Here is a 7,625-nt window from a genome sequence, read left to right as displayed (position 1 = left end):
ACATATAATTATATTTGCATATACTAAAGATAATATGGCATTGCTATAACCTGATTGTTTATAAAAGCATTAAGTACCGGCAGTTAAATATGATCTTTAAAAATAATTTGCAACATATGAAAAATAAATTCTTGTTACTAGGAATTGCTCTGGCTGTTCTCTCTTCCTGTAAGACGGCTTCTCCGCTTCAGGTGGCAGATATACAGACCCGGAAAAATATTCCTATTAATAATGAACTGAAGAATGATGAGGAGTTCATAAAGTTTATTGAGCCTTACAAGCAGAAACTGGACAAGGAGATGAATCAGAAGATTTCTCATACGGATACAGATCTTACAAAACAGGGGGACAACAGCAACCTCGGTAACCTTTTAGCAGATTATACATTTGACGGAGCCGATAAGTGGGCTAAAGCCAACCTGAATAAAAATGTGGATGCCGCACTGATCAATATCGGAGGGATCCGTACAACCATCGGAAAAGGCGATATTTTACTGAAAAGTATTTTTGAAGTCATGCCTTTTGAAAATGAAGTGATTATTGTAAAAATGAAAGGAAGCGATTTACAGGGGCTTTTTGATTATTATGCAAAAACGCAGGTAAATAATCCGGTATCCCACTTATATATAGAAACCAATAACGGACAGTTAACCAAAACTTTAATCAACGGCAAAACGGTAAATCCGGCTCAGGATTATTATATTGCCACATCTGATTATCTGGCTTTGGGCGGCGACAATATGAAATTTTTTGCCAAAGGGGAAGCAATTCCCACAGGCATTAAATTAAGGGATCTTTTTATTGAATACTTCAAAAACAGTCCTGAAATAAAAGCCAATACAGATGTTCGTTTAAATTTTACCGGTAAGAAGTGATGGATAGAAAAAGTTTTTTAAAAGCAATAGGCGGCGGAACCCTGGCTATGGCCCTAGCTCCCAATATGATGATGGCGGAAGAATTAAAAATTCCGGGTGTAAAGACTACAAATCAACTGACCATTCTTCATACCAATGACCAGCACAGCAGGATAGAGCCTTTTGATGCGAGTTATACCAAAAACCCTAACCAGGGAGGCTTTGCGAGAAGAGCAGGCTTAATCCAGCAGATCAGAAACCAGGAAAGCAATGTCCTGCTTCTTGATTCAGGAGATATTTTCCAGGGGACCCCTTATTTTAATTTTTTCGGCGGTGAACTGGAGTTTAAATTAATGTCTATGATGAAATATGATGCTTCTACTATGGGGAATCATGATTTTGACAATGGACTGGATGGATTTTTAAAGGTTCTGCCCAATGCAAAATTCCCTTTTATCTGTTCGAACTACGATTTTAAAAATACCGTTCTTGACGGAAAAACTTCTCCTTATAAAATTTTTAATAAAAACGGAATTAAAGTCGGGCTTTTTGGTGTGGGAATCCAGCTGGAAGGGTTGGTTGGTAAAAAACAATATGGAGAAACGGTGTATTCGGATCCGGTTGAGGTCGCACAGCATTACGCCAGCTTTTTAAAAAATGATCAGAAATGCGATCTTGTGATCTGCCTTTCACACATCGGTTATGATTATAAAGATGAACCCAATAAGATAAGTGATACCATTTTAGCCGCCAAAACGGAAAATATAGATCTTATTCTGGGAGGCCATACCCACACATTTCTGCCGGAGCCCCAGGTTTTCATGAACAGACAGGGTAAAAACGTCCTGGTTAACCAGGTAGGCTGGGCCGGACTGCTTTTAGGCAGGATAGACTTTTTCTTCGATACAGATAAAAATATAAAACACATTTCCTGGAATAATCAGGTTATAGACAGCAGCATAATAGCATAATAAGCATGAAAAAACTCTCTTTAATTTCTCTCGGTATTCTGGCATCCCTGCCATTGGCTAATGCACAGACCATTTCTTCAAAAAAATGGGGAGACCTGTTTTCTTACAATAATGTTCTGGCCATGAAGGAAGACAACGGGAAACTCGTTGCAGCAGCGGAAAACGGGATTTTCTATTATACCATTTCCACCGGTGAAATTACCAAGCTTTCGAAAGCCAACGGGCTGCATGAGGTAAAAATTTCAGCTTTTGATTACAATCCGCAGACGAAGGTTGCTTTGGTCGGCTATCAAAACGGATCTCTGGATGTAATTTCTCAGGACGGAATAAAATATGTAGTTGATATTCCGATTGCGACAGGCTATAACGGAAGCAAGAGAATCAATCATATTTCCATTACAGGAGATCTGGCTGTTATTTCCGTAGGCTACGGTGTTTCTATATTTGACCTGAAGAAAAAAGAGTTTAAAGATTCGGCATTCTTTTTATCCGGAGGCGTTTATGAAGCTAGTAATGAAGCCACGATCTTCGGGAACAAAGTGTATGCAGTAACCAATACAGGCCTGAAAAGCCATGAAATGAACACTACTTTTCCGGTGTTCACAACATGGACGACAGATCTCGCAGGCTCTTTCAGACATATTGATTCAGAAGGCGTGCTGAGTTTTTCATCTGCAACAACAGGATATATTTATAACAGCGGCGCTCCGGTAGCGCTTTCACAGAATTTCAGCAACGTTCGTGATGTTGTGGTGAACAACAGCAATATTGTTGTTACTGACGTGAACAGGGTATATACATTCAATACGAACGGAAATTTCAATAATACCGTCAGCTTTGGGGAAGATTGCAACACGGCAACCACAATTGGGAGCAGTGTGTACGGCGGAACCGTTTTATCAGGCATAAAAAATGAAAGCAGCAATTCTTTCAAGCCGGACGGTCCCTATTTTAATTATGCCTATAAAATCAGTCTGTATAGTGAAAACCAGATCCTTGTTTCTACGGGAGGAAGAGAAGGCAGATACAACACCGGAATTAATAACCCGAAGAACCCCGGATTCTATTATTTCAACGGAGCGGAATGGATCTACCCTTCCTATTTTATTGGCAATACAACAAAATTCAATGTATTGGATGTTGTTTCAGACCCTGTAAACCCTGCTGATGTTTTCTTTACCAATTATACCACTTCCAATGGGCGTGGTGTTTATAAAATGAAATATAATCCGGGCAGCAAAGATTTTACGTTCGCCAAAAACTATAATCTCGGCACCGATGATATTTCTGCAAGACGTGCCGTAGGTCTTACTTTTGATGATGTCAATAATTTATTTGTAACGGTTGCTTTTTCAGGGGACGGCACAGCACCAGGACCTTTTACAGCTATTGGTGCTTACGACAGGGCTACCGACAATTTTCTGATAAGAAACACCACTCAGAATTTCGGAGCTGCACAGAAAGCATTATATTATGAAGGCCTGCTTTTCATACCTACTCCCCGAACTAACAGTTTCATAGCGTATGATGCGAATAAAACTACAAATATTTCAGATGACAAGGAGTATATTCTAACCCAGGCCAATGGCTTTGCTGCCAGCTCCGGAGGAAGCATTTCTGTAGCTGTTGATAAATCAGGTGATGCATGGATCGGCGGAGATATCGGACTGAGGGTTTTACCCAATGCCGTTTCAGCGATAAAAACGCCGGCAAGTGCAGTGGTTGAACCTATTATTATTCAACAGAACGGACTTGGAGAAGAACTCTTCAGGGATACCCAGATTTTACAGATTGAAGTGGATGCCGGTGATTACAAGTGGGTTTCCGTAGATGGTGGCGGTGTATTTTATCTTTCTGCTGACGGACAACAGACCATTAAACATTTTACCAAAGAAAATTCCCCGCTTCCTACCAATACCATCACGGATATCAAAGTTGACAGGAAAACCGGAAAGGTATATTTTGCTTCTTATGACGGAATTGTTACCTATCAGGGAGATATTGCCGATGTTACCTCGGATTTCGGAAATGTTCTTGTTTACCCAAATCCTGTAGTCTATAGCAATTTCAAAGGTAAAGTGACCATTAAAGGACTGGCAGAAGTTACCAACATCAGAATTACCGATACAGCCGGAAATATCGTAAACTCTGCAGTCGCAAGAGGCGGTTACTATGAATGGGACCTAAATAACCAGAAAGGTTCAAGGGTGGCTTCAGGGATCTATTTTGTACTGATGACCAATGAAGACGGATCTGATAAAGCAACAGCTAAGATTGCGGTAGTCAATTAATGAATTCACAGAACGGTTTTTTATTATCTCACATAAAATATGGAGAAAATGATGCGGTCCTGCATTGTTTTACAGAAGATGACGGCTTCCAGTCTTATTTCTTAAAAGGGATTTATACCAAAAAGAATAAGAAGAAAGCCCTGCTTCTGCCGTTAAGCCACCTGAGTTTTTCCTTGCTTCCGGTAAAAGGAAACGGCATACAGACCATCTCAAAATTTGAAATGGTAAAAAGCAGTGATATTTATACGGATATAAAATGCAGCACCGTTGTATTTTTTATTTCAGATTTTCTGAATCAGAACCTCAGGCACGAAAATAAAAATCAGAATATATTTTTCAGCATTCGTGAATTTATCAATGAGCTTGAAAACCGGAATTATCAGGCTCACTACATTTTTTTAATTAAGATTTTAAAAATTCACGGAGTTGCCCCTCTGCTTAATGCCGGGAATTTTCTTGATCCGGAGACCGGGACATTTTCTGCTGAACCGATGCACCAGCTGTTCAGTGAAGAGGTTTCTGCCGTCTGGAAAATGATCATTTCTGCTCCGGATCCCTACCGCGTAAAAATCCCGTCGGCTTACAGAAAGGATCTGTTAGACAGCCTTCTGGTCTATTATCATTATCATATTACAGATTTCCAGACACCGCCTTCGCTGGAAGTCATCCAGCAGATATTTGAATAGAGGACATAATTCAATTAATGAAAATCAAGATCTTACACTTTCAAAAATTTATTCTAAATAAAATAAGTCTTATTACTAACTGAGATAAATTTTAATCTCTTATAATTAATCATCAGTTTTCGGGGATTCCGTTTCTGCTTCTGCAATTTTCTTTTTTGAGAATCTCGGCATCAGGATTTTGGTGATCAGGCCGGTCCATCCCGTCTGGTGGGAAGCGCCTACTCCACGGCCGTTGTCCCCGTGAAAATATTCATAAAACAGGATATAATCTTTAAAATCCGGATCCGTCTGAAATCTCGGATACTGTCCGTTGAAGGGGCGGTTGCCGTTCTCATCTTTTAAAAATAACTTTGAAAGCCGTTTACTTAAAGCATCTGCAATCTCATCTAAATTTGAATACTTTCCACTTCCTGTAGGATATTCCACCAGAAAATCAGGGCTGTAATAAAAGAAAAAGCGCTGCAGGCTCTCAATAATCAGGAAATTGATGGGAAACCAGACCGGGCCTCGCCAGTTGCTGTTTCCTCCGAAAAGCGCACTGTCACTTTCTGCAGGTGTATATTTAACGGTGTAATCGGTTCCGTTCAGTTTCAAGGTGTAAGGATTGTCTTCATATTCTTTTGATAAGGCACGGACTCCAAATTCACTTAAAAACTCATCCGGATTCAGCATTCTGTGCAACAGCCTTTTCAGTCGGTGCCCTCTAAGTAGTGAAAGCAGATGTTTGGAATCCTGACCTTTTACATCCCAATGGGAAACCAAAGCTGCCAGTTCCGGCTTATTTTCAAGTACCCACTGCATTCTTTTCTTAAAATCCGGGAGGTTCTCAATCATGGCATCATCAATTACCTCAACGGCAAACATCGGGATCAGCCCGACAATCGTTCTCAATCTCAGATACATGTGATTGCCGTGCCCGGAAGAAATAGCATCATAAAAAAACTCATCCTGCTCATCCCAGAGGCTGAAGCATTCTTCACCCATATTGTCCAGGGAATTTGCGATGGAAAGAAAATGTTCAAAGAACTTTATGGCCATTTCTTCATACACTTTATTATAGAGGGCCAGCTCCATGGCGATCCTCATCATATTTAAGGCGAACATAGCCATCCAGCTCGTACCGTCAGACTGCTCCAGGTGTTCTCCGTTGGGCAGTTCTGCATTACGGTCAAAAGCCCCGATGTTATCAAGACCTAAAAAACCGCCTTCAAAAATATTATTTCCGTTGATGTCCTTTTTATTGACCCACCAGGTAAAATTCATCAGCAGTTTCTGGAATGTACTTTCCAGGAAAGCTATGTCCGGTTTATCTTTTAAATATTCATCAATTTTAAAAACCCGGAAGACTGCCCAGGCATGAACCGGCGGATTTACATCACTGAAATCCCATTCGTAGGCAGGCAGCTGGCCGTTCGGATGCATGTACCATTCAAACAGGAAGAGTTTCAGCTGATGTTTTGCAAAATCAGGGTCAATGAGGGCAAAACTGATCGAGTGAAAAGCAAGATCCCAGGTAGCGTACCAGGGATATTCCCATTTGTCAGGCATTGAAATGATGTGTTCATTGTTGAGATGCTTCCATTCGGCATTACGGATTTTTTCACGGGATTTCGGCGGAGGCACCTGCCCAGGATCACCTTTCAGCCATTTTTCAACATTGTAATGGTAGAACATTTTATTCCAGAGCATTCCGGCAAAAGCCTGTCGCTGAACAAGTTTTTCATCCTCCGTTTCTATTCCGTCCTGGATGTCTTCATAAAATACATCTGCTTCTTCTTTTCTGGATTCAAAAATATCTCTGAAATCTTTGAAAGGCTGGTCTAAGTCTTCATCTGAAATCCTGAATTCAAACGTTTTTACCTCTTTCGGCTGAAATGTTTCGTCTATTAGGAACGATGCTTTGGTTCCGCTATTTTTCGGGTTGACGGACTGTGTATTTCCGTTGATGATAAAGTCATTGATGCCGTCTTTGCTGTACTTAATTGTATTGGGAGATTGATAAAGCCGTTCATTATTCGTTTCATTATCGCAAAAAAGAACTTTTGTAGATTGGCCGGCATATATATGTTTAATTTCCAAATCTTTATGACTTAGGCTGATTCGGTTTGCCTCTTCAGAAACCATGCGGGGTTTATAGGCATCATATCCCCAACTCCATGTATTTCGGAACCATACGGTAGGCAATATAATCAGCGGAGCTTCATTTTCAGATTTATTAACAATGGTAAGCTTTACCAGTATATCATGCTCACTTTCTTTTGCGTATTCTATAAAAATATCGAAATATTCATTCCGGTCGAAAATTCCGGTATCAATAAGCTCATATTCGGGATCCTGTTTGGTTTTCTCAGCATTGGTATTGATCAGGTCTTCGTAAGGAAACGCATTCTGAGGATATTTGTATAACATCTTCATATACGAATGGGTGGGTGTAGAATCCAGGTAATAAAAGTATTCCTTTACATCTTCGCCATGGTTGCCCTGACCGTTGGAAAGGCCGAAAAACCTTTCTTTAACCATCTTATCCTTTTTGTTCCAGAACCCTACCGAAAAAACCAGTTTCTGCAGATCGTCACATATCCCGCAGATGCCTTCTTCTCCCCAGCGGTATGTTTTGGCTTCTGCAGTATCATGGTTGGTATAGTTCCAGGCATCGCCGTTTTCACTGTAATCTTCACGCACAAGCCCCCATTCCCTGTTGCTTACATAAGGTCCCCATTTTTTCCATGCAGCGTCTGATAACCGGTCTTTTTCTTTCATAATTTTTTAAATATCTGTGTTTTTTTAGTGTCAAATGTCTCCGGCTTCTATCTACTTGTTTTG

The 7,625-nt window shown here is 40.4% G+C and carries 5 protein-coding genes; 4 read left to right on the top strand and 1 reads right to left on the bottom strand.

What is annotated here, in order from left to right; translation table 11 throughout:
- The first annotated feature begins 116 nt into the window (after window positions 1-116).
- The 4 genes from ASE55_RS04605 to recO are packed head-to-tail and all read left to right on the top strand — an operon-like array spanning window position 117 to window position 4,802.
- Window positions 117-875 (top strand): 5'-nucleotidase C-terminal domain-containing protein, encoded by a 759-nt coding sequence (locus ASE55_RS04605; protein ID WP_056216094.1) that lies wholly within the window; start codon window positions 117-119, stop codon window positions 873-875.
- Window positions 875-1,825: a bifunctional metallophosphatase/5'-nucleotidase gene (locus ASE55_RS04600; RefSeq protein ID WP_056216092.1), complete on the top strand. Its 951-nt coding sequence runs from the start codon at window positions 875-877 to the stop codon at window positions 1,823-1,825. Before ASE55_RS04605 ends, ASE55_RS04600 begins: the two co-directional genes overlap by 1 nt.
- A 5-nt stretch (window positions 1,826-1,830) precedes the next feature.
- Window positions 1,831-4,116, top strand: coding sequence for a T9SS type A sorting domain-containing protein (locus ASE55_RS04595; protein WP_185116274.1), 2,286 nt, complete (start codon window positions 1,831-1,833; stop codon window positions 4,114-4,116).
- Window positions 4,116-4,802 carry a DNA repair protein RecO gene (gene recO, locus ASE55_RS04590; protein ID WP_056216091.1) on the top strand — a complete coding sequence of 229 codons (687 nt, stop codon included), beginning with the start codon at window positions 4,116-4,118 and terminating at the stop codon, window positions 4,800-4,802. Before ASE55_RS04595 ends, recO begins: the two co-directional genes overlap by 1 nt.
- A 105-nt stretch (window positions 4,803-4,907) precedes the next feature.
- On the opposite strand, the gene ASE55_RS04585 is transcribed toward recO, so the two are convergent.
- On the bottom strand, window positions 4,908-7,562 hold the full coding sequence (locus ASE55_RS04585; protein ID WP_056216089.1) for an MGH1-like glycoside hydrolase domain-containing protein: 2,655 nt from the start codon (window positions 7,560-7,562) through the stop codon (window positions 4,908-4,910).
- Between the last annotated feature and the right edge of the window lie 63 nt (window positions 7,563-7,625).

Origin of the sequence: Chryseobacterium sp. Leaf201 (genome assembly GCF_001421435.1) — a bacterium.
GTDB lineage: Bacteria > Bacteroidota > Bacteroidia > Flavobacteriales > Weeksellaceae > Chryseobacterium.
Note: the sequence above shows the minus strand (reverse complement) of the source record. Positions and strands in the feature narration are given on the sequence as shown.